Here is an 18,792-nt window from a genome sequence, read left to right on the forward strand (position 1 = left end):
CGTCGGCTGCGCCACACTGGAGCGATCGACCGAAGGGAGCCGCCGTGCCGCTCGACATCCAGGCCGCGCAACCCGACCCGGCCCTGCTCGACCTGCCGTGGTCGGTACCGCTGGCGGACTGGCCGGAGGACCTGCTCGCCGCACTCCCTCGCGGCATCTCGCGGCACGTCGTGCGGTTCGCCCGGCTCTCGGGCGGCATCGTCGCGGTCAAGGAGATCGCCGCGCCCCTGGCCCGCAACGAGTACCGACTGCTGCGCCAGCTGCGGCGCCTCGACCTGCCCTGCGTCGTCCCGCTCGCCGTCGTCACCGACCGCACGGACGCCTCCGGCCAGCCACTCGATGCCTGCCTCGTCACGCGGCACCTGCAGTTCTCCCTGCCCTACCGCGCCCTCTTCAGCCAGTCCCTCCAGGCCGACACGGCCGTCCGGCTCGCCGACGCCCTCGCGGTGCTCCTCGCCCGGCTGCACCTCACCGGCTTCTTCTGGGGCGACGTGTCGCTGTCCAACACGCTCTTCCGGCGCGACGCCGGTGCCTTCTCCGCCTACCTCGTCGACGCCGAGACCGGTGAGCTGCACGACCGGCTGAGCGACGGGCAGCGCGCGCACGACCTCGACCTCGCCGAGACCAACATCGCCGGCGAGCTCATGGACCTCGCGGCCGGGGGCTACCTGCCCGACGGGCTCGACCCGCTCGACGTCGCCGCCGACGTCATCGCCCGCTACCGGGGCCTGTGGCAGGAGCTCACCGGTGACGAGTGGTTCGACTCCGGCGAGCGGTGGCGCGTCGACGAGCGCATCCGCCGGCTCAACGCGCTGGGCTTCGACGTCGACGAGCTGGCGATCACCACCGACCTCGACGGCACCCACCTGCGCATCGAGCCCAAGGTCGTCGACGCCGGGCACCACAGTCGTCGGCTCATGCGCCTCACCGGGCTCGACGTCGAGGAAAACCAGGCCCGCCGCCTGCTCAACGACCTCGACTCCTACCGTGCGGCGCTCGACCGGCAGGGCGACGACGAGGGGCTCGTCGCGCACGACTGGCTCACCCGCGTCTACGAGCCGACCGTGCGACGCATTCCGCCGCAGCTGCGCTCCAAGCTCGAGCCGGCGGAGATCTTCCACGAGATCCTCGAGCACCGGTGGTACATGGCCGAGCGCATCGGGCACGATGTCCCCATCGAGGAGGCCGTCACGGCCTACCTCGAGGAGGTCCTGCCCAGCAAGCCTGACGAGCAGTCCGTCCTCGGGACGGACACGCAGATGCTGCCCGTCGTCGACAAGGAGAGCTAGATGTCGATCCCGACTCCCCCGCCACCCCCGACCACGGGCAGCGACCCCGACCGCCCGGGCTCCCGCGCCTGGGTGGAGCAGCGCTACGGCCGCACAGCGGCCTTCGCCGACCGCATCGTGCCCGGCATCATCGATGGGCTGCTGTCCACGGCCGCCGCCTTCGTGCCGCTCGTCCTCGGCATCATCTGCATCGCGGCCGGCGTGCCCGACACCTATGACTGCGGGGGCTACTACTACTCCGACACCTGCGAGGTCCCCGGCTCCGGCTCCGGGCTGCTCATCTTCGTCGGCATCCTGTGCTTCCTCCTGACCTTCGTCGCCAGCCTGGCGATGGTCGCGTGGAACCGCGTGTGGCGGGTCACCAAGACCGGTCAGAGCATCGGCAAGAAGGTCACCGGGCTCAAGGTCATCGACGCCACGACGGGGCAGCACCCGCAGCTCGGCGCGATGGCGCTGCGCGAGCTCGTGCACCAGTTCGCCGGCATCATCAGCTGGATCTGGATGCTCGTCGACGACGACGACCGCACGCTGGCCGACATCGTGGGCAAGACCCACGTCGTCCACGCCGACCGGGGCTGAGCCCGGCTCGGTCCGCTACCCCGGCCCGCGGCGGCCGGGTGGGGGTGCGCTCACCCCCGGCTCCGCAGGCGGGCGACCTCGTAGAGGGTCACGCCCGCCGCGATGCCGGCATTGAGCGACTCGGCGCTGCTGCTCATCGGGATCGAGACGATCTGGTCGCACGTCTCGCGGACGAGGCGCGAGAGGCCCTTGCCCTCGGAGCCCACGACGACGACGAGCGGCGAGGTGGCGAGCTCGAGGCCCGGCAGCTCGACGTCGCCCTCCATGTCGAGGCCGATGACGAAGAAGCCGGCGGACCGGTAGTCCTCCAGGGCGCGCACGAGGTTGCTCGCCTGGGCGACGGGCACCCGGGCGGCCGCGCCGGCGGAGGTCTTCCACGCGGCGGCGGTCATGCCGGCGCTGCGTCGGGAGGGGACGACCACGCCGTGCCCGCCGAAGGCCCCCACCGAGCGCACGATGGCACCGAGGTTGCGCGGGTCGGTGATGCCGTCGAGGGCGACGACGAGCGGCACCCCCGGCAGCTGCGAGTCGGCGAGATCCTTGGGGTGCGCGTACTCGTAGGGCGGCACCTGCGCGGCGAGCCCCTGGTGCACGGCACCGTCGGTGAGCCGGTCGAGCTCCGAACGCGGCGTCTCCATGATGGGGATGCCCGCCTCGGCCGCGATCGTCAGGGCCTCGCGGACCCGGTCGTCGCTGTCGATCCGGTTGGCGATGTACATCGTCGAGATCGGCACCTCGGTGCGCAGCGCCTCGACGACGGAGTTGCGCCCGGCGATCATCTCGGTGGAGCCGGACTTCTTGCGGCTGCCGCCGGGCCGGGAGGTGGGGCGGCGCTCCGAGGGCTTCTTGTACGCCTTGTGGTTGGGGCGCTCCGAGGCCTTGGGCGTCGGCCCCTTGCCTTCGAGGCCGCGCCGCCGCTGGCCGCCGGAGCCGACCTGGGGCCCCTTCTTCGACCCGGAGCGGCGCACCGCACCGCGCCGCGAGCTGTTGCCGGCCATCAGTGATCCTTCCTGGCGAGGCTCCACCGCGCGCCGTGCGGGGTGTCCTCGATGGTGATGCCCGCGGCGACGAGCGCGTCGCGGATCTGGTCTGCCGTCTCGAAGTCCCGTGCGGCCCGGGCCGCGGCTCGGGCCCCGACCTGCAGCTGCACGAGGGCGTCGAGGGCATCGGTGAGCTCACGCTCGCGGCTGCCACCAGCCTGCCCCCACGTCGCGGACAACGGGTTGATCCCGAGCACGTCGGTCATCGCCAGGACGGTGGCGGCGATCTGCGCTGCCTCGTCGCGACCCCCTTCGTCGAGGGCGGTGTTGCCCTGCCGCACGTGGTCGTGGACGACGGCGAGCGCGCCGGCGACGCCGAGGTCGTCGTCCATCGACGCGGCGAAGTCGGCGGGCAGCTCCACACCGGGGTCCGCCTCGGCGACGGCCTGCCCGGGCAGCGCCCGGCGCAGGAAGCCCTCGATGCGCTCGACCGCCGCCGCGGCCTCCTCGAGGGAGCCGGGGTGGTACTCGATCATCGAGCGGTAGTGCGCGGCGGTCAGGAAGTAGCGGACGGTGAGCGGGGCGTGCTCCTGCACGAGGTGCTGGACCTCGAGGGCGTTGCCGAGGGACTTGCCCATCTTTTCCCCCTTCACCGTCACCCAGCCGTTGTGCAGCCAGTAGCCGGCGAAGCCGAGGCCGGCCGCACGAGACTGGGCCTGCTCGTTCTCGTGGTGGGGGAAGCGCAGGTCGATGCCGCCGCCGTGGATGTCGAAGGTGTCACCGAGGTACTTGCGGGCCATCGCCGAGCACTCGAGGTGCCAGCCGGGGCGCCCCTCGCCGTACGGGGTCGGCCAGTTCGCCGTGGCCGGCTCGTCTGCCTTGCGGCCCTTCCACAGCGCGAAGTCCCGCGGGTCGCGCTTGCCGCGCGGGTCGGCGTCCTCGGCCGCGACCATGTCGTCGAGGCCCTGGTGGCTCAGCTCGCCGTAGTCGGCCCAGCTCTTGACGTCGAAGTAGACGTCGCCGCTGCCGTCGGCCGCCGGGTAGGCGTGGCCACGCTCGACGAGCAGGTCGATGAGGTCGACCATCTCGGTGATGTGGCCGGTCGCGCGCGGCTCGTAGGTCACCGGCAGCACGCCGAGCAGGTCGAGCGCCTCGCTCGTGTAGCGCTCGTTGCGATAGCTGAGCGCCCACCACTCCTCGTCGCTCTCGGCCGCCTTGCGCAGGATCTTGTCGTCGATGTCGGTGACATTGCGCACGAGGGTCACGTCGTAGCCGTGGCCGCGCACGAGCCAGCGACGCAGCACGTCGAAGGCGACGGCGAAGCGCAGGTGACCGATGTGCGGCGCGCCCTGGGTCGTGAGCCCACAGATGTACATCCCCACCCGGCCGGGGGTCACGGGGACGAAGTCGCGCTGCTCGCGCGTGGCGGTGTCGAAGAGCTGCAGGGTCACGGGCTCAAGGCTAACGGGCGCAGGTGGTTACCTTGGCCTCGTGACGACCCAGATGCCGTCGTGGGCGGCCGTGACCCTCGCCGTGCTCCTCGGCCTCTGGTCCTTCGGCGTGGGCATCGCCTTCGGGCGTCAGCTCACGCGGCTGTGGTTTCGCCCGGGCTCGAGCGCGTGGCGCACGGCCGCACGGGTGCTCCTGCTGCACGGCGGCCTCATCACGCTCCTCCTGATGAGCGTGCTCGTCGTGCTCGCCGTCCGCGAGGAGACGACGTACCGGACGTGGCTGCTGGGCGGCCTGCTCGTGGCGACCCTCGTGCCGCTCGGCCCGGTCGTCGCCAACGTCCTGCCGAGCCCGTCCGGCCTGGCCCCCGACAAGGAGACCCTTGCCCGCGCGGGGGCCGACGAGAGCCAGGCCGCGGTGATCCGGTGGCTGGGCGCCCCCTTCGCCATCGTCGAGATGGCGATGCTCGTGACGGTCTGCTTCCCAGCACTCGCGGCCTGACCCTGCGGCTCAGTGCCCCCGGTCGAGCCACTCCTGCACGTGGGGGGCCTCGGCGGCGATCGTCGTGTCATCGCCGTGGCCGGTGTGCACGACGGTCTCCGAAGGGAGGGTCAACAGCGTGTCGCGGATCGACTCCACGATCGTCGGGAAGTCGGAGTACGAGCGCCCCGTCGCCCCGGGACCGCCCTGGAAGAGGGTGTCCCCGGAGAAGAGGGCCCCGAGCTCGGGGGCGTGCAAGCAGCAGGCGCCCGGCGCGTGACCGGGCGTGTGCAACACCGTGAGGTCGGTGCCCGCGACCGTGATGACCTGACCGTGCGCCAGCGCGCCGTCCGGTGCCCGGTCCGGGTAGGTCATCTGCCACAGCGGCGCCTCGTCCGGGTGCACCAGGATCGGCGCACCCGTCGCCTCGGCGACCTGCGCCGCGGCGTTGACGTGGTCGTTGTGCGCGTGGGTGCACACGATCGCCTTCACGGTGCGGCCGCCGACCGCTGCGAGGATCGGCGCGGCCTCGTGGCCGGCATCGATGACGATCACCTCGGTGTCGTCACCGACGATCCACACGTTGTTGTCGACCTCCCACGAGCCACCATCGAGCTCGAAGACCCCGGAGGTGACGACCCGCTCGATGCGCGCGGTCACAGGACCACCACCGAACGCAGCACGTCACCGGAGTGCATCTTGTCGAAGGCCGACTCGATGTCGCCCAGACCGATCCGCTCGGTGACGAAGGCATCGAGGTCGAAGCGCCCCTGGCGGTAGAGGTCGACGAGCATCGGGAAGTCACGGCTGGGCAGGCAGTCGCCGTACCAGCTCGACTTGAGGGCACCACCTCGGCCGAAGATCTCGATCATGGGGAGGGTGACCTCCTTGTCCGGGGCCGGGACCCCGACGAGGACGACCCGACCGGCCAGGTCGCGCGCGTAGAAGGCCTGCTCGTAGGTCTGCGGCAGGCCGACCGCATCGACGACGACATCGGCCCCGAAACCGCCCGTCAGCTCACGGACCCGCTCGACGGTGTCCTCGGTGCTCGCATCCACGGTGTGCGTGGCACCGAAGCCCTTGGCGATCTCCAGCTTCCGCGGATCCATGTCCACCGCGATGATCGTCGTCGCACCCGCAACCTTCGCGCCCGCGATCGCCGCATCACCGACACCACCGCACCCGATGACCGCAATCGACTCACCACGAGTGACCTCACCGGTGTTGACCGCGGCACCGAAGCCGGCCATCACACCGCAGCCCAGCAGGCCCACGGCCGCCGCGTCGGCGTCCCCGTCGACCTTGGTGCACTGCCCCGCAGCGACGAGGGTCTTCTCGGCGAAGGCGCCGATACCCAGCGCGGGGGTCAGCGCCTCGCCGGTCTCGGCGATGGTCATCTTCTGGGTCGCGTTGTGCGTGTCGAAGCAGTACTGCGGCTTGCCCTTCCGGCACGCGCGGCACTGACCGCACACCGCCCGCCAGTTGAGGATGACGAAATCACCGGGCGCCACCTCGGTGACCCCCTCGCCGACAGCCTCGACGACACCCGCGGCCTCGTGGCCGAGGAGGAAGGGGAACTCGTCGTTGATCCCACCCTCGCGGTAGTGCAGGTCGGTGTGGCACACCCCGCACGACTGGACCTTGACCACGGCCTCACCCGGACCGGGGTCGGGCACGACGATGTCGACGACCTCGACATCCGCCCCCTTCGAACGAGCAATGACTGCCTTGACGGTCTGCGACACGATTCGACTCCATTCGACGGCGGGGCGGCGGCCCCGAGGTTCACGCCCCATCGTGACCCATCCGCCCACCGCCGTGGGCATAGGGTCTGGCCATGGATACGAGTCTGCTGGCCGAGGTCCTGCTCACCCGGCTCGCGTGGAGCCTCCCGGTCGCCATCACGGCGACCGTCATCGCCGTCCTCGCGCTCGTGCGCCGGGACGACGGCCAGTGGTGGAAGTTCGTGATCGCCGGCTGCGCCGCACTCCTCCTCGCGCAGCTCGTGGGCCTCCTGGGGACCACGCTGCTGCTGGCGAACCACGACTTCCACCGCTTCCAGTGGATCACCTCGATCCCCACCCTCGTGCTCGACGTCCTGGCGCTGGGGCTGCTCGCAGCGGGCGCCTTCACCGGCCGCCGACCGACGGTCACCCCGCGATGAGCCTGCTCGTCGTCCAGCACCAGCGGACGTGCCCTCCGGGCCGCTTCGGCGACTGGCTCACCGACGCCGGCGTCGAGCTCGACGTGCGCCGCCCCGACACCGGCGACTCCCTGCCGATCGACCTGTCGGGTCACGACGGCCTGCTCGTCCTCGGCGGCCAGATGGGCTGCCGCGACGACGAAGTGGCCCCGTGGCTGCCGGCCGTGCGTCAGCTCATCACCACCGCGGCGAAGCGGGCCACCCCCGCCCTCGGCATCTGCCTGGGCCACCAGCTGGCCGCGGTCGCCCTCGGCGGCGAGGTCGGTCGCAACCCCGGCGGGCGCACCCTCGGTGTCCTGACGGTCGCCGGCACCGGCTCGCTCGCCGACGACCCCGTGCTCGCCGCAGCGGCCGGCGCGCCTGTGCCGCAGTGGAACGACGACGTCGTCACGCGACTGCCCGAGGGCGCCGTCGCCCTCGCCGACAACGAGCGCGGCGACCTCCTCCTGGCCCGCCTGGCCCCCACGGTCTGGGGCGTGCAGGGGCACCCCGAGGCGGACCTCGGCATCGTCACCGCGTGGGCGGACTCCGACGCGGGGGCACCCGAGCTGGCAGACATCGACGTACCCGCCGCGCTGGCCGCGGTCGCCGACGCACAGCCGGCCGTCGAGGCCGCGTGGCGGCCGGTCGCCGAGGCCTTCGCCCGGCTGCTCTGAGGTCTCAGCCCCCGACGACGAGGGCGGTCGCGACGGCGGCCGCGCCCTCGCCCCGGCCGGTGAGCCCGAGTCCGTCGGTCGTCGTGCCGCTGAGGCTGACGGGCGCACCGCAGGCCGCGGACATCGCCTGCTGGGCCTCCTGACGACGGGTGCCGATCTTCGGGCGGTTGGCGACGACCTGCACGGCGACGTTACCGATCTCGTAGCCCGCCTCGCGCACGAGCCGGGCCGCCTCGGCGAGCAGGGTGAGGCCCGAGGCGCCCGCGAGCTCGGGGCGGTCAGTGCCGAAGTGCTGACCGAGGTCACCGATGCCCGCCGCGGCGAAGAGCGCGTCGCACGCCGCGTGGCAGGCGACGTCGGCATCGGAGTGCCCCTCGAGACCGACCTCGCCGGGCCACAGCAGCCCACCGACCCACAGCTCGCGTCCCGAGTCCGGCGCCGCGAAGGCGTGGACGTCGACACCGATCCCGGTGCGCGGCAGCCGGGCGACCTCGTGTGCACTCATGGCGACAGTCTCGCAGCCGGGGATCACGCGCGGCCGCACCTGCGTTGGACGCAGCGTGACCCCCTTCGACTCCCTCGTCATCGGTGCCGGTCAGGCCGGGCTCTCGGCGAGCCACCACCTGCGCCGGCTCGGTATCGACCACGTCGTGCTCGACGCCAACGAGCACGCCGGCGGCGCCTGGCAGCACCGCTGGGACTCGCTGACCATGGCCGACGTGCACGGCGTCGCCGACCTGCCCGACGCCGCTGCCCCGGGCGACTCGCACGACCGCGCCAACGAGGTCATCGCCCGGTGGTTCGACGACTACGAGCAGGCCCACGACCTGCCTGTGCTCCGCCCGGTCAGGGTCGACCGGGTCACCGACGTCGGCGGCATGCTCCACGTGCACGCTGCACGGCGGACCTGGGTCACGCGCACCCTCGTCAACGCGACGGGGACGTGGACCCACCCCTTCGTCCCGACCTACCCGGGCCAGCGCGACTTCGCCGGGGAGCAGTGGCACACCGTCGCCTACCCGGGCCGCGAGCACTTCCGCGGCATGCGCGTGCTCGTCGTCGGGGGCGGCGCCTCCGCCGTCCAATTCATCGGCGAGCTCGCGACGATCGCCAAGATCACCTGGGTGACGCGGCGGCCACCGGTGTGGACCGACGAGTTCTCGGGACGGCGGGCGATCGAGCTCGTCGAGGAGCGGGTGCGCGAAGGGAGACCACCCGCCAGCGTCGTCTCGGTCACCGGGCTGTCGCTGCGGCCGCAGGAGATGGCCGCAGCCCGCACCGGGGTCTACGAGCGGCGGCGGCCGATCTTCGATCGGATTGAGCGTGACGGGGTGCGCTGGGCCGACGGCAGCTTCGTCGCGGCCGACGCGATCCTGTGGGCGACCGGATTTCGCCCCGCGGTGCGCCACCTGGCACCCCTCGGCCTGCGCAGCCAGCACGGCGGCATCGCGCTGCTGCCCGGATCACGCGACGTCCAGACCTCCGTGACGGCGGCCCGCGACCCGCGCGTCCAGCTCGTGGGCTACGGCCCGTCCGCCAGCACGATCGGCGGCAACCGGGCGGGCCGCGCGGCGGCCCTGGCCGTCCGTCGCCAGCTCAGCGGAGCAGCTGCTCCGCCCGGGTGAGGTCCGCTGGCGTCGTCACCTTGAGCGCTCGCTCGTCACCCTCGACGACGAGCACGTCGTGGCCGAGTGCCTCGACCATAGCCGCGTCGTCGGTGGCCGCCGCGCCGGCCGCGTGCGCCGCGGCGAGGACGGTCCGGTCGAAGCCCTGCGGGGTCTGCACCGCGCGCAGCGTCTCGCGGCGCGGAGTGGCCGTGATCCGCCCGTCGGGGCCGACGACCTTGATGGTGTCGACGACCGGGACCCCGGGGATGGCGCCGGTCGCGCCGGCGTCGAGTGCAGCGAGCACCCGCCCGAAGACGGTCGCAGGCGTCAGGCAGCGGGCCGCGTCGTGGACGAGCACCCGGTCGACCGTGGGCGACAACGCAGCCAGGCCGGCAGAGACCGAGTCGGTGCGCTCGGCCCCACCGGGCACGACCACGCAGCGCGTGGCACCGGAGTCGAGGCCGGCGACGAGGGCGCTCGCCTCACCGACGAGGTCCTCGGGCACGACGACGGCGATCTCGGCCGGCGTCGTCTCGAGCGCCCCGCTCACCGCGCGCTCGAGGATCGTCACCCCGGCCAGCTCGACGAAGGCCTTGGGCCGGTCGGCACCCAGGCGCGTGCCCGACCCCGCAGCCACGACGACGACGCCCACACCGTGACCGGTGTGGGCGTCGGACTGCTGGAGCAGTGAGTCGTTCAGGACGCGAGGACCTCGTCGAGGATGACCTCGGCCTTGTCCTCGTCCGTCTTCTCGGCGAGCGCGAGCTCGGAGACGAGGATCTGGCGCGCCTTGGCGAGCATCCGCTTCTCACCGGCGGACAGACCGCGGTCCTTCTCGCGGCGCCACAGGTCGCGGACGACCTCGGCCACCTTGATGACATCGCCCGAGGCCAGCTTTTCGAGGTTGGCCTTGTAGCGGCGCGACCAGTTGGTCGGCTCCTCCGCGTGCGGGGTGCGCAGCACCTCGAAGACGCGGTCGAGGCCCTCCTTGCCCACGACGTCGCGGACACCCACGAGGTCGCAGTTCTCGGCGGGCACCTCGATGGTCAGGTCACCCTGCGCCACCTTGAGCTTGAGGTACTGCTTGTCCTCACCCTTGATCTTTCGAATCTTGATCTCTTCGATCAGAGCAGCCCCGTGGTGGGGGTACACGACCGTCTCGCCGACCTTGAAAACCATGTGGAGATTTCCCCTTTCGCGACCTCCAGATTATCACGGCGTGTCGTAGGTCGCACAGTCGTCCGAGGGATCAGAATGCCCCTCGCGCGCCCGCGGAGAGGCATGTCACGCGACCCCGCACGACCCCGGCACCGCCCCCCGCTAGGCTGTGCCCCGTGAAGCGCAACCTCGTCTCCCGCACCCCCGTCATCGCCCTCGCCGTGGCCCTGGCTGCCGGCACGGCTGGATGCTCGGTCAACTCCCCCTTCCAGACCGCCGAGACCATGGCGCTCGCCGACGGCGTCCCGGTCGACCTCGACGGGGCGCAGGTCCGCAATCTCGCCCTCGTCAGCGGCGAGGAGGGCGGCGACGCCACCGTCATCGGTGCCGTCGAAAACACCAGCGGCGAGGAGCTGACCTTCACGGTCGCCGTGAACGGCGGCAGCAAGGCCTCGACCAAGGTCCCGGCCCACGCCACGGTCAACCTCAGCTCCGAGGACAAGGTGACGCTGAGCAAGGTCGCCGCCGCCCCCGGCGACATGATCGACGTCGAGGTGAGCGACGGCGGTGCCGCGACTCCCGTGAGCATCCCCGTCCTCGACCCCACCGGCTACTACGAGGACTACGCACCCGAGGGCTGGACCCCCACCCCCACGCCGTCCGCGACGGAGGAGCACGGCGAGTCCGAAGGTCACTGACCCGCTCGAGCGCTCACGGTGAGAGGTCGGCACCCCGCGGGGTGCCGACCTCTCACCGTGAGCGGGCTCAGCCCTCGAACTTGTAGCCCAGGCCGCGCACGGTGACGATGTGCACCGGCTTGGCCGGGTCGGGCTCGATCTTGGCCCGCAGCCGCTTGATGTGCACGTCCAGGGTCTTGGTGTCACCGACGTAGTCGCTCCCCCACACGCGATCGATGAGCTGCACGCGGGTGAGCACCCGGCCGACGTTGCGCAGCAGCATCTCGAGCAGCTCGAACTCCTTGAGCGGCAGCGAGATCTGCGTGCCGTCGACCGCCACGATGTGCCGGTCGACGTCCATCCGCACCGGGCCGCCCTCGATCGTCGCCGGCAGCAGCTCCTCCGGCTCGTTGTTGCGGCGCAGCACCGCCTTGATCCGGGCGAGCAGCTCGCGCGAGCTGTAGGGCTTGGTGACGTAGTCGTCCGCACCGATCTCGAGCCCGACGACCTTGTCGATCTCACCGTCCTTGGCGGTGAGCATGATGACGGGCACGTTGGACCGCTGCCGGATGGCCCGGCACACGTCGATGCCCGACAGGCCGGGGAGCATGAGGTCGAGGAGGACCAGGTCCGCACCGTCGGCGTCGAAGGCGGTGATGGCGTCGGGGCCGGTCTCGGCGACCGCGACGTCGTAGCCCTCCTTATCGAGCAGGTAGGACAGGGGGTCGGAGAAGGACACCTCGTCCTCGACCACGAGGATGCGGGTCATCAGCGGGACTCCTTGGGGGTGGTGGTGGGTGAGTGTGGTGTGTCGGCCTGCAGGGTTTCGGCCGCGGCAGGCAGGCGGATGGTGAAGGTCGATCCGTGGTCGCCGTCGCTCCACACCTGGATGTCGCCTCCGTGGTTGGCGCAGATGTGCTTGACGATCGACAGACCGAGCCCGGTCCCGCCGGTGGCCCGGGAGCGGGCGGCGTCCATCCGGTAGAAGCGCTCGAAGATCCGGGTCTGCTCGTGCTCCGGGATGCCCGGCCCCTGGTCGGTGACGGCGATCTCGACCGTGTCGCCCTGCAGTCGCGCACCGACCCCGACGGCGGTCCCGGCGTCGGCGTACGAGATGGCATTGCCGACGAGGTTGCGCACCGCCGTGATGAGCATGTCCTCGTCACCGCGGACGTAGAGGTCCGCGGCGACCTTGTCGGTCAGGGTGATCTGCTTGGCCTCGGCCTCGAGCCGCAGGTGGTCGAGCGCCAGGGCGACGACGTCCTCGATCTCGACGAGCTCGGGGTCCTGGAGCACCGGCGTGCCCTGCAGGCGCGAGAGCTCGACGATCTCCTTGATCAGGCTCGACAGACGCACCGCCTCGCCCTGCATGCGCCGTGCGAAGCGGTCGACGGCCTGCGGGTCGTCCTTGGCGTCCATGACGGCCTCGGCGAGCAAAGAGATGCCCCCGACCGGCGTCTTGAGCTCGTGGCTGACGTTGGCGACGAAGTCGCGGCGGGTCTCCTCGACGCGCCGCCCGTGGGTCTGGTCGTCGACGAGCAGCAGGAGGTTCTTCGCCCCGAGCGGCGCGACGCGCGCCGACACGTAGACGAGGGTGCTCAGCCCGGGGCGGGCCAGCTCGAGCTGCGCCTCGCGGATCACGCCGTCACGGGCCACCTGCTCGACCATGGACGCGATCTCCGGGTGGACGAGCTGTCCGTGTCGCACGAGCCCGTAGGTCACCGCGGCGGGCGAGGTCGTGATGACGCGGCCAGCACGGTCGACGACGACCCCGGAGGAGCGCAGCACGGCAAGGACGTCGCCGACGCCGTGGGGCACCTCCGGCTCCGGCTCTGGGGCGGCGGCGCGTTCGCGGTCACTCATGGTGATCGCGGCCCAGACGAGGAAGCCGATGAGCAGGCCGGCGACGCCACCGAGAATTGCCGCGGTCGTAGGCTGCACGTCACCGAGAGTACTTCTCCGTCAGGGCACACTGACACCGGGCGAGCGGTCGCGAGACGACCTCCTGCGGTGTTCACCTGCCCGCCGCAGGATGTTCACCGCGACCGCGTTCACTGGCCCGGGCACCTGCCCGTGCACACCGACGAAGGGGACACCATGCGCCAGATCTTCCACGACGAGCTCGAGCAGATCGCGAGCGACCTCGTCGAGCTGGCCGGGCTCGTCGCCACCGCGATCCGCCAGTCGACCGAGGCCCTCCTCGAGGCGGACGTGCAGCTCGCCGACCGGGTCATCGAGGGCGACCGGGCCATCGACGACCGCCGCAACGACCTCGACGCCCGCTCGGTCGACCTGCTCGCCCGACAGGCGCCGGTCGCGAGCGACCTGCGCACGGTCGTCGCCTCCATGCGCATGTCGAGTGACCTCGAGCGCATGGGCGACCTCGCCCGCCACGTCGCCCAGGTCGCGCGCATGCGCTACCCCGAGCAGGCCGTCCCCACCGAGCTGCGCGAGACCTTCATGCGCATGGGCAGCATCGCCGAGCGGATCGTCACCGAGGTCGCCGCGGTCATCCTCAGCCAGGACGTCGCGGCAGCCGGCGAGATCGAGCGGATCGACGACGAGCTCGACGTCCTCCACCGCGAGATGTTCACCCTGCTCGCCGAGGGCGCCTGGCAGCACGGCACGACGAGTGCCGTCGACGTCGCCCTCCTCAGCCGCTACTTCGAGCGCTTCGGCGACCACGCCGTCACCGTCGCGCGACGCGTCAACTTCCTCGTCACGGGTCAGGCCGGCGCCGTCGAGCTGCCCGAGGAGTCCGAGCGCAGCTGATCGCCCCGACGAGTGAGGGCCCGCCGACGTGACGTCGGCGGGCCCTCACTCGTGCGGTCGGGTCAGCGACCCTGATTGGCCACCGCGGCCGCCTCGGCGGCCGCTGCCTCGGGGTCGAGGTACTCCCCCGGACGCGTCGGCATGAAGTCCTCACCGAGGTCGTAGACGAGCGGCATGCCCGTGGGGATGTTGAGCGCCGCGATGTCCTCGTCGCTGATCCCGTCGAGGTGCTTGACGAGCGCGCGCAGCGAGTTGCCGTGGGCGGTGACGAGCACGGTGCGGCCAGCGGTCAGGTCCTCCCGGATCGGGCCCTCCCAGTACGGCATGAGGCGGGCGATGACGTCCTTGAGGCACTCCGTGCGCGGCACCTCGGGCAGGTCCGCGTAGCGCGGGTCGTCGGTCTGGGCGTACTCGTCGTCGGGCTCGATGGCCGGCGGCGGGGTGTCGAAGCTGCGGCGCCAGAGCATGAACTGCTCGTCGCCGTACTTGTCCCGGGTCGCCGCCTTGTCCAGGCCCTGCAGGGCGCCGTAGTGGCGCTCGTTGAGCCGCCAGTCGCGGCGCACGGGGATCCAGTGGCGGTCGGCGGCGTCGAGGGCCAGGTTGGCCGTCGTGATCGCGCGGCGCAGCACCGAGGTGTGGACGACGTCGGGCAGCAGGCCCGACTCCTTGATGAGGCGGCCTCCGCGGACGGCCTCCTCACGGCCCTTGTCGATGAGGTCGACGTCGACCCATCCGGTGAAGAGGTTCTTCTCGTTCCAGTCGGAGCGGCCGTGGCGGAGCAGGATGAGAGTCGACATGGCGCACAGCGTAACGACGCCGTCAGTCCTGCGCGGACCCGTCCGGGTGCTCGAGCACCGACCGGAAGGCCTCGAGGTTGCGCAGGGACTCGCCGCGCGAGACGCGCCAGTCCCACTCCTTCTGCATCGACGTGCGGAAGCCGAGGAGCAGCAACTCGTTGAAGGGCGCGTCGGCCGCCTCGAGCACGACGCCGAGCACCTGGTCGACGAGCTCCTCCGTCACGGCACGAAGGGGGACCCTCCCCCCGACGTAGACGTCACCGGAGGCGTCGATCGAGTAGGCGAGCAGGGGCATGCGCAGGTTGCGCCGCAGCAGGTAGCGGTAGAAGCGCTCGTGCTGCTCGTCCGCATTGCGGATGACGAAGGCCGAGACGGACAGGGCGCTCTCGCCGACGACGAGCGAGACGACGGTCTTGAGCTTCTTCTCCCCCGGGAGGGTGACGACGAGCTCGCCATCACGGGCACCCCCTTCGTGCTCCAGCTCGGCCTCGGTCACCACGCGGGTCACGACGTCGAGAGCGCGCTCGCGCTCGGTCTGCTCGGTCATCGGGCCACCTCCAGGGGGTTGGCGTTGACGGCACTGCGCTCGGCGACGGCGTCTTCGTAGACGTCGAGCAGCCGGTCGACGGTATCGGACCAGCCGAAGCCCTCGGCGTGCCGGCGTGCCCGGCCGCGCAGGTCCGCGGCCAGGTCGGGGTCGTCGATGATGCGGAGCATCGCCTCGGCCCACGTCGTCGGGTCGTGGTCGGGGACGAGGACCCCCGCGTCGCCGACGGCCGTCGGGAGGCCACCGACCTGGGCGGCGAGGACCACGGCGCCCGAGGCCTGGGCCTCGACGGCGACGAGACCGAAGGACTCGGTGTACGAGGGCACCGCGACCAGGTCGGCAGCCCGGTACCAGTCAGCGAGCTCGCTGCGGCTCACCGGGGCCGACAGGTGGAGCACGTCATCGACCCCGAGCTCCTCGCCGAGACGCTGCAGGCGGTCGGGGGCGCTTAGCCCGCGCCCGGAGGCACCGCCGAGCACGGCGACGACGAGCCGGTCACGCAGCTCGGGGCGCTGCTCGAGGATCTGCGCGGCGGCCCGGACGAGGACGTCGGGTGCCTTGAGCGGTTGGATCCGGCCGACGAAGAGGAGGACGAGCGCGTCCTCGCGCAGGCCCACCCGGGCCCGCGCCGCACTCCGGTCGCCCGGTGCGAAGCGGTCGAGGTCGACCCCAGGCGGCACGACGACGACGCGCTGCAGGTCGGCGTCGTAGTACTCGACGAGCTCGGCCGCCTCCTGGTCGGTGTTGGCGACGAGCCGGTCGGCGATCTCGACGACCTGGGCCTCACCGATCTCCCGGCCGGGGGGCTCGGGCACGTCGTCCGCGGCGAGCTGACGGTTCTTCACCCGCGCCATCGTGTGCATCGTGTGGACGAGCGGGACCTGCCACCTCTCGGCGACGAGCCAGCCCACCTGCCCGGAGAGCCAGTAGTGCGAGTGCGCGACGTCGTAGTGCCCCGCGGGGACCCGCGCGATCTCGCGCATCATGCCGGCGGCGAAGGCGCACAGCTGCCCGGGCAGGTCCTCCTTGACGAGGCCCTCGTAGGGCCCGGCGTCCACGTGGCGCACCGTCACCCCGGGCAGCATCTCCACCGCGTCGGGCAGGTCCGTCGCCGTGCGCCGGGTGAAGATCTCCACCTCGACACCCCGCGCCGCGAGCTCGCGCGCGGACTCCACGACGTAGACGTTGAGCCCGCCCGCGTCACCGGTGCCGGGCTGGGCGAGGGGCGAGGTGTGCACGCTGATCATCGCCACCCGCCGGATGGGTCGTCCGGTCACTGCTCCACCGTCCTCCGGTAGCTCGTCATCGTCACGGTCGCGCTCGGCGACCACGTGTGCAGGTCGGTGTGCCCCGTGCGCCGCAGGTCGACCCCGCGGTGGGCCGGCCCCGGCCCGAGGCCGATGACCGTCCCGAGGTCCGTCGCGTAGGCGTCGGCGACCGACACGGTGCTCTCACCGACCCACCACGCCCGCTTGCGCAGCAGGCGGTCGGGCAGACCCGGCCCGCGGCCGACCGTCCCGAGCTCCTGGGCGGAGTGCACGACGACGGCGTCGGCCCCCTTCGCCTCGACGGTCAGGGAGATGCGCGAGGCCTGCAGCCGGACCGTCATCGTCACCGGCAGCCGGCCCTCGTCGTCGGTGAGCTCGCCCGACCAGGTGACCTCGCCCGCACGGATGGACAGACGGTCCACGCGCAGGTTGCTCCACGTGGCATCAATGGCCTCGGTGCGCTCCTTGCCCGTGCCCTCGACGTGACCGGTCAGCGCGGAGACCGGTGAGCCGCCGCGCACGGTGCGGAAGAGGACGCGGCCGCCGTTGGTCACCCGCAGCCCGGTCCCGTCGAGCTGGGCCGCGCGCCCCTGGCCGAGGGTCACGACGCCGCTCGCCTCGGGGGCGACGACGAGCAGCCCGGGCTGGACCGGCCGCAGGCCCGAGTCACGGCCGAGCGCCGGCGGGACCCAGATGATCGCGGCGAGCACGAGGGCAGCACTGAGCGAGAGGAGCAAGGACACCATGCTCCAGCTCACCCGTCGGTCCGCTCGCCACACATTCGCCAGCCTAGTTCGCGCGAGGACCTACGCTGCGTGCGTGTCCAGTCCCCGCCCCCTCGGCAGCATCACCCGAGGGACGACCAACCCCAACCGGCTGCGCCGCTGCGACCGGTGGTTGCTCGCGACCCACCGCGACCGTCTGACGAAGGGGGACCCGCCCCACCTCGTCGACCTCGGCCACGGCGCCTCCGGCGTGACGACCGTCGAGTGGGCCGACCGCGTGCAGGCGGTCCGCCCCGGCGCGACGGTCACCGGGCTGGAGATCGACCCCGAGCGGGTCGCGTCGGCGCAGGCCTGGGCCCGGCCCGGCGTGGACTTCAGGCTCGGTGGCTTCGAGGTGCCGGGGCGGCCGGCGCGGATCGTGCGGGCCTTCAACGTGCTGCGCCAGTACGACGAGACCGAGGTCGAGGGGCCGTGGCGCACGATGCTCGCCCGGCTCGACCCGCGCGGCCTGCTCGTCGAGGGCACGTGCGACGAGCTCGGCCGGCTCGGCAGCTGGGTCACGCTCGACGCCGACGGCCCGCAGACGCTCACGCTGTCGTGGCGGCTGCGCGACCTCGACGCGCACCGGCCCCCTTCGGTCGTCGCCGAGCGCCTGCCCAAGGCGCTCATCCACCGCAACGTCCCCGGCGAGCCGGTCCACGACCTGCTCCGTCTCGTCGACGACGCGTGGCGCCGGGCCGCTCCCTTCGCGCCGTACGGGGCACGGCAGCAGGCGGTGGCCGCCTTCGGTCAGGTCGCGGCGGCAGCCCCGGTCGTCGGGGGCCGGGACCGGTGGCGGCTCGGCGAGCTGACCCTGCCGTGGGCGGCCGTCGCCCCCCGCAGCGGACCGCTGGCTCAGCGCTGGTAGTCGTCCTCGAGACGCACGATGTCGTCCTCGTCGAAGGTGCCGTAGCCGACCTCGAGGACCCGGCACGGCTGCTCGCCGGAGTTGCCCATGCGGTGGACCTGACCCTGCGCGATCCACACCTGCTCGCCCGGCTGGGCGCTCCACGTCTCGTCACCCACGGTGACGTCGATCGGCCCGTCGAGCACCTGCCAGAACTCGGCCCGGTGCTCGTGGGTCTGCAGGGACAGGCGCTGCCCGGGGTTGACCGTGATGACCTTGACCGTCGTCGGCTCGTTGAGGGTGAACTGCTGGAAGCTGCCCCACGGGCGCTCCGAGACGAACATGGCCTCGCGCGGGTCCGGCAGGTTGGTCACGACATCTCCCCTGGATCGTGGTCGCTGATCGATCGCCATTGTGCACGACTCACCGACGGCGACCGAGGATCTCGTCGATCGCCGGGCGGACGTCGGCGAGGTAGACCCCCGCGACGACGATGCCGATGATCGCGAGCAGGCCGACGCCGACGACCGCGGCGAGCCCCATGAGCGTGGCGATCACCAGGGCTGCGACCCAGAAGGTCTTGGACTGCTTGCCGGTCGCCGTGAAGGCATCGGGCCGTTGCCGCACCGCGTGGACCAGGGCGAAGACCTCGGCCCCGAGCGCGAGGAGGGACAGGACGAGGACGATCGTCGCCTGGATGTCGCTGAAGATCTGCACGT

At 72.1% G+C, this 18,792-nt stretch carries 24 protein-coding genes; 9 read left to right on the forward strand and 15 right to left on the reverse strand.

The annotated features are described in order from the left end of the window. Positions 1–44 precede the first annotated feature (44 nt). Both CWN80_RS11080 and CWN80_RS11085 read left to right on the forward strand, forming a co-directional pair. The gene (locus tag CWN80_RS11080; protein ID WP_007927241.1) at positions 45–1,289 is read left to right on the forward strand and encodes a DUF4032 domain-containing protein; all 1,245 of its coding nucleotides are present in this window, start codon (positions 45–47) and stop codon (positions 1,287–1,289) included. Further along, on the forward strand, positions 1,290–1,868 hold the full coding sequence (locus tag CWN80_RS11085; protein WP_007927243.1) for an RDD family protein: 579 nt from the start codon (positions 1,290–1,292) through the stop codon (positions 1,866–1,868). Positions 1,869–1,918: 50 nt separating this feature from the next. On the opposite strand, the gene rlmB is transcribed toward CWN80_RS11085, so the two are convergent. Together rlmB and cysS are read right to left on the reverse strand one after the other, a co-directional pair. Continuing rightward, positions 1,919–2,866: a 23S rRNA (guanosine(2251)-2'-O)-methyltransferase RlmB gene (rlmB, locus tag CWN80_RS11090; protein WP_128277291.1), complete on the reverse strand. Its 948-nt coding sequence runs from the start codon at positions 2,864–2,866 to the stop codon at positions 1,919–1,921. Further along, a complete protein-coding gene (gene cysS / locus CWN80_RS11095) occupies positions 2,866–4,299 on the reverse strand; it encodes a cysteine--tRNA ligase (protein ID WP_007927245.1) in 1,434 nt (477 codons plus the stop codon). The genes rlmB and cysS overlap by 1 nt, the downstream gene beginning before the upstream one ends. 40 nt (positions 4,300–4,339) lie before the next feature. Here cysS and CWN80_RS11100 point away from each other — a divergent pair, with 40 nt between their 5' ends. Further along, a complete protein-coding gene (locus CWN80_RS11100) occupies positions 4,340–4,798 on the forward strand; it encodes a hypothetical protein (RefSeq protein WP_128277292.1) in 459 nt (152 codons plus the stop codon). Positions 4,799–4,807: 9 nt separating this feature from the next. On the opposite strand, the gene CWN80_RS11105 is transcribed toward CWN80_RS11100, so the two are convergent. Continuing rightward, a complete protein-coding gene (locus CWN80_RS11105) occupies positions 4,808–5,437 on the reverse strand; it encodes an MBL fold metallo-hydrolase (RefSeq protein ID WP_128277293.1) in 630 nt (209 codons plus the stop codon). Further along, positions 5,434–6,522, reverse strand: coding sequence for an S-(hydroxymethyl)mycothiol dehydrogenase (locus tag CWN80_RS11110; protein WP_007927247.1), 1,089 nt, complete (start codon positions 6,520–6,522; stop codon positions 5,434–5,436). Before CWN80_RS11110 ends, CWN80_RS11105 begins: the two co-directional genes overlap by 4 nt. A gap of 92 nt (positions 6,523–6,614) precedes the next feature. Here CWN80_RS11110 and CWN80_RS15425 point away from each other — a divergent pair, with 92 nt between their 5' ends. Both CWN80_RS15425 and CWN80_RS15430 read left to right on the forward strand, forming a co-directional pair. Beyond that, positions 6,615–6,941: a hypothetical protein gene (locus CWN80_RS15425; protein ID WP_007927248.1), complete on the forward strand. Its 327-nt coding sequence runs from the start codon at positions 6,615–6,617 to the stop codon at positions 6,939–6,941. Next, on the forward strand, positions 6,938–7,636 hold the full coding sequence (locus CWN80_RS15430) for a type 1 glutamine amidotransferase (RefSeq protein ID WP_007927249.1): 699 nt from the start codon (positions 6,938–6,940) through the stop codon (positions 7,634–7,636). Before CWN80_RS15425 ends, CWN80_RS15430 begins: the two co-directional genes overlap by 4 nt. 4 nt (positions 7,637–7,640) lie before the next feature. Here the strand turns inward: CWN80_RS15430 and ispF are convergent, their stop codons facing one another. Continuing rightward, complete coding sequence (ispF, locus tag CWN80_RS11120; protein ID WP_040881212.1) at positions 7,641–8,141, reverse strand: 2-C-methyl-D-erythritol 2,4-cyclodiphosphate synthase; 501 nt, start codon at positions 8,139–8,141, stop codon at positions 7,641–7,643. A gap of 55 nt (positions 8,142–8,196) precedes the next feature. Between ispF and CWN80_RS11125 the strand changes: the two genes are divergently transcribed. Next, complete coding sequence (locus tag CWN80_RS11125; RefSeq protein WP_007927251.1) at positions 8,197–9,261, forward strand: NAD(P)-binding domain-containing protein; 1,065 nt, start codon at positions 8,197–8,199, stop codon at positions 9,259–9,261. Here CWN80_RS11125 and ispD read toward each other — a convergent pair. Continuing rightward, positions 9,233–9,895: a 2-C-methyl-D-erythritol 4-phosphate cytidylyltransferase gene (ispD, locus tag CWN80_RS11130; protein ID WP_007927252.1), complete on the reverse strand. Its 663-nt coding sequence runs from the start codon at positions 9,893–9,895 to the stop codon at positions 9,233–9,235. The two genes, CWN80_RS11125 and ispD, sit on opposite strands and share 29 nt — an antisense overlap. 44 nt (positions 9,896–9,939) lie before the next feature. Continuing rightward, the gene (locus tag CWN80_RS11135) at positions 9,940–10,422 is read right to left on the reverse strand and encodes a CarD family transcriptional regulator (RefSeq protein ID WP_007927253.1); all 483 of its coding nucleotides are present in this window, start codon (positions 10,420–10,422) and stop codon (positions 9,940–9,942) included. Positions 10,423–10,577: 155 nt separating this feature from the next. Here CWN80_RS11135 and CWN80_RS11140 point away from each other — a divergent pair, with 155 nt between their 5' ends. Beyond that, on the forward strand, positions 10,578–11,099 hold the full coding sequence (locus tag CWN80_RS11140; protein WP_007927254.1) for a hypothetical protein: 522 nt from the start codon (positions 10,578–10,580) through the stop codon (positions 11,097–11,099). 67 nt (positions 11,100–11,166) lie between these two features. On the opposite strand, the gene CWN80_RS11145 is transcribed toward CWN80_RS11140, so the two are convergent. Together CWN80_RS11145 and CWN80_RS11150 are read right to left on the reverse strand one after the other, a co-directional pair. After that, positions 11,167–11,847, reverse strand: a complete 681-nt coding sequence (locus tag CWN80_RS11145; RefSeq protein WP_007927255.1) for a response regulator transcription factor — start codon at positions 11,845–11,847, stop codon at positions 11,167–11,169. After that, a complete protein-coding gene (locus tag CWN80_RS11150; RefSeq protein ID WP_007927257.1) occupies positions 11,847–13,019 on the reverse strand; it encodes a sensor histidine kinase in 1,173 nt (390 codons plus the stop codon). Before CWN80_RS11150 ends, CWN80_RS11145 begins: the two co-directional genes overlap by 1 nt. Positions 13,020–13,175: 156 nt before the next feature. Here CWN80_RS11150 and phoU point away from each other — a divergent pair, with 156 nt between their 5' ends. After that, the gene (gene phoU, locus CWN80_RS11155) at positions 13,176–13,850 is read left to right on the forward strand and encodes a phosphate signaling complex protein PhoU (protein ID WP_040881213.1); all 675 of its coding nucleotides are present in this window, start codon (positions 13,176–13,178) and stop codon (positions 13,848–13,850) included. A 62-nt stretch (positions 13,851–13,912) separates the two neighbouring features. Here phoU and CWN80_RS11160 read toward each other — a convergent pair whose 3' ends face one another. Genes CWN80_RS11160 through CWN80_RS11175 form a run of 4 tightly spaced genes read right to left on the reverse strand, consistent with a single transcriptional unit; the run spans position 13,913 to position 17,208 of the window. Then, the gene (locus CWN80_RS11160) at positions 13,913–14,647 is read right to left on the reverse strand and encodes a phosphoglyceromutase (RefSeq protein WP_007927262.1); all 735 of its coding nucleotides are present in this window, start codon (positions 14,645–14,647) and stop codon (positions 13,913–13,915) included. Between the two features lie 22 nt (positions 14,648–14,669). Further along, positions 14,670–15,194 (reverse strand): type III secretion system chaperone family protein, encoded by a 525-nt coding sequence (locus CWN80_RS11165; protein ID WP_007927264.1) that lies wholly within the window; start codon positions 15,192–15,194, stop codon positions 14,670–14,672. Continuing rightward, the gene (gene mshA / locus CWN80_RS11170; RefSeq protein WP_007927265.1) at positions 15,191–16,471 is read right to left on the reverse strand and encodes a D-inositol-3-phosphate glycosyltransferase; all 1,281 of its coding nucleotides are present in this window, start codon (positions 16,469–16,471) and stop codon (positions 15,191–15,193) included. The genes CWN80_RS11165 and mshA overlap by 4 nt, the downstream gene beginning before the upstream one ends. Then, on the reverse strand, positions 16,468–17,208 hold the full coding sequence (locus CWN80_RS11175; protein WP_007927266.1) for a hypothetical protein: 741 nt from the start codon (positions 17,206–17,208) through the stop codon (positions 16,468–16,470). The genes mshA and CWN80_RS11175 overlap by 4 nt, the downstream gene beginning before the upstream one ends. Before the next feature lie 73 nt (positions 17,209–17,281). Between CWN80_RS11175 and CWN80_RS11180 the strand changes: the two genes are divergently transcribed. Beyond that, positions 17,282–18,094: a class I SAM-dependent methyltransferase gene (locus CWN80_RS11180; protein WP_007927267.1), complete on the forward strand. Its 813-nt coding sequence runs from the start codon at positions 17,282–17,284 to the stop codon at positions 18,092–18,094. On the opposite strand, the gene CWN80_RS11185 is transcribed toward CWN80_RS11180, so the two are convergent. Then, positions 18,082–18,447, reverse strand: coding sequence for a phosphomannose isomerase type II C-terminal cupin domain (locus tag CWN80_RS11185; protein ID WP_007927270.1), 366 nt, complete (start codon positions 18,445–18,447; stop codon positions 18,082–18,084). The two genes, CWN80_RS11180 and CWN80_RS11185, sit on opposite strands and share 13 nt — an antisense overlap. Before the next feature lie 49 nt (positions 18,448–18,496). Beyond that, complete coding sequence (locus tag CWN80_RS11190) at positions 18,497–18,790, reverse strand: DUF2516 family protein (protein WP_007927272.1); 294 nt, start codon at positions 18,788–18,790, stop codon at positions 18,497–18,499. Between the last annotated feature and the right edge of the window lie 2 nt (positions 18,791–18,792).

The organism is Janibacter hoylei PVAS-1, from assembly GCF_004025845.1.
In the GTDB taxonomy this organism is placed as follows: Bacteria; Actinomycetota; Actinomycetes; order Actinomycetales; family Dermatophilaceae; genus Janibacter; species Janibacter hoylei.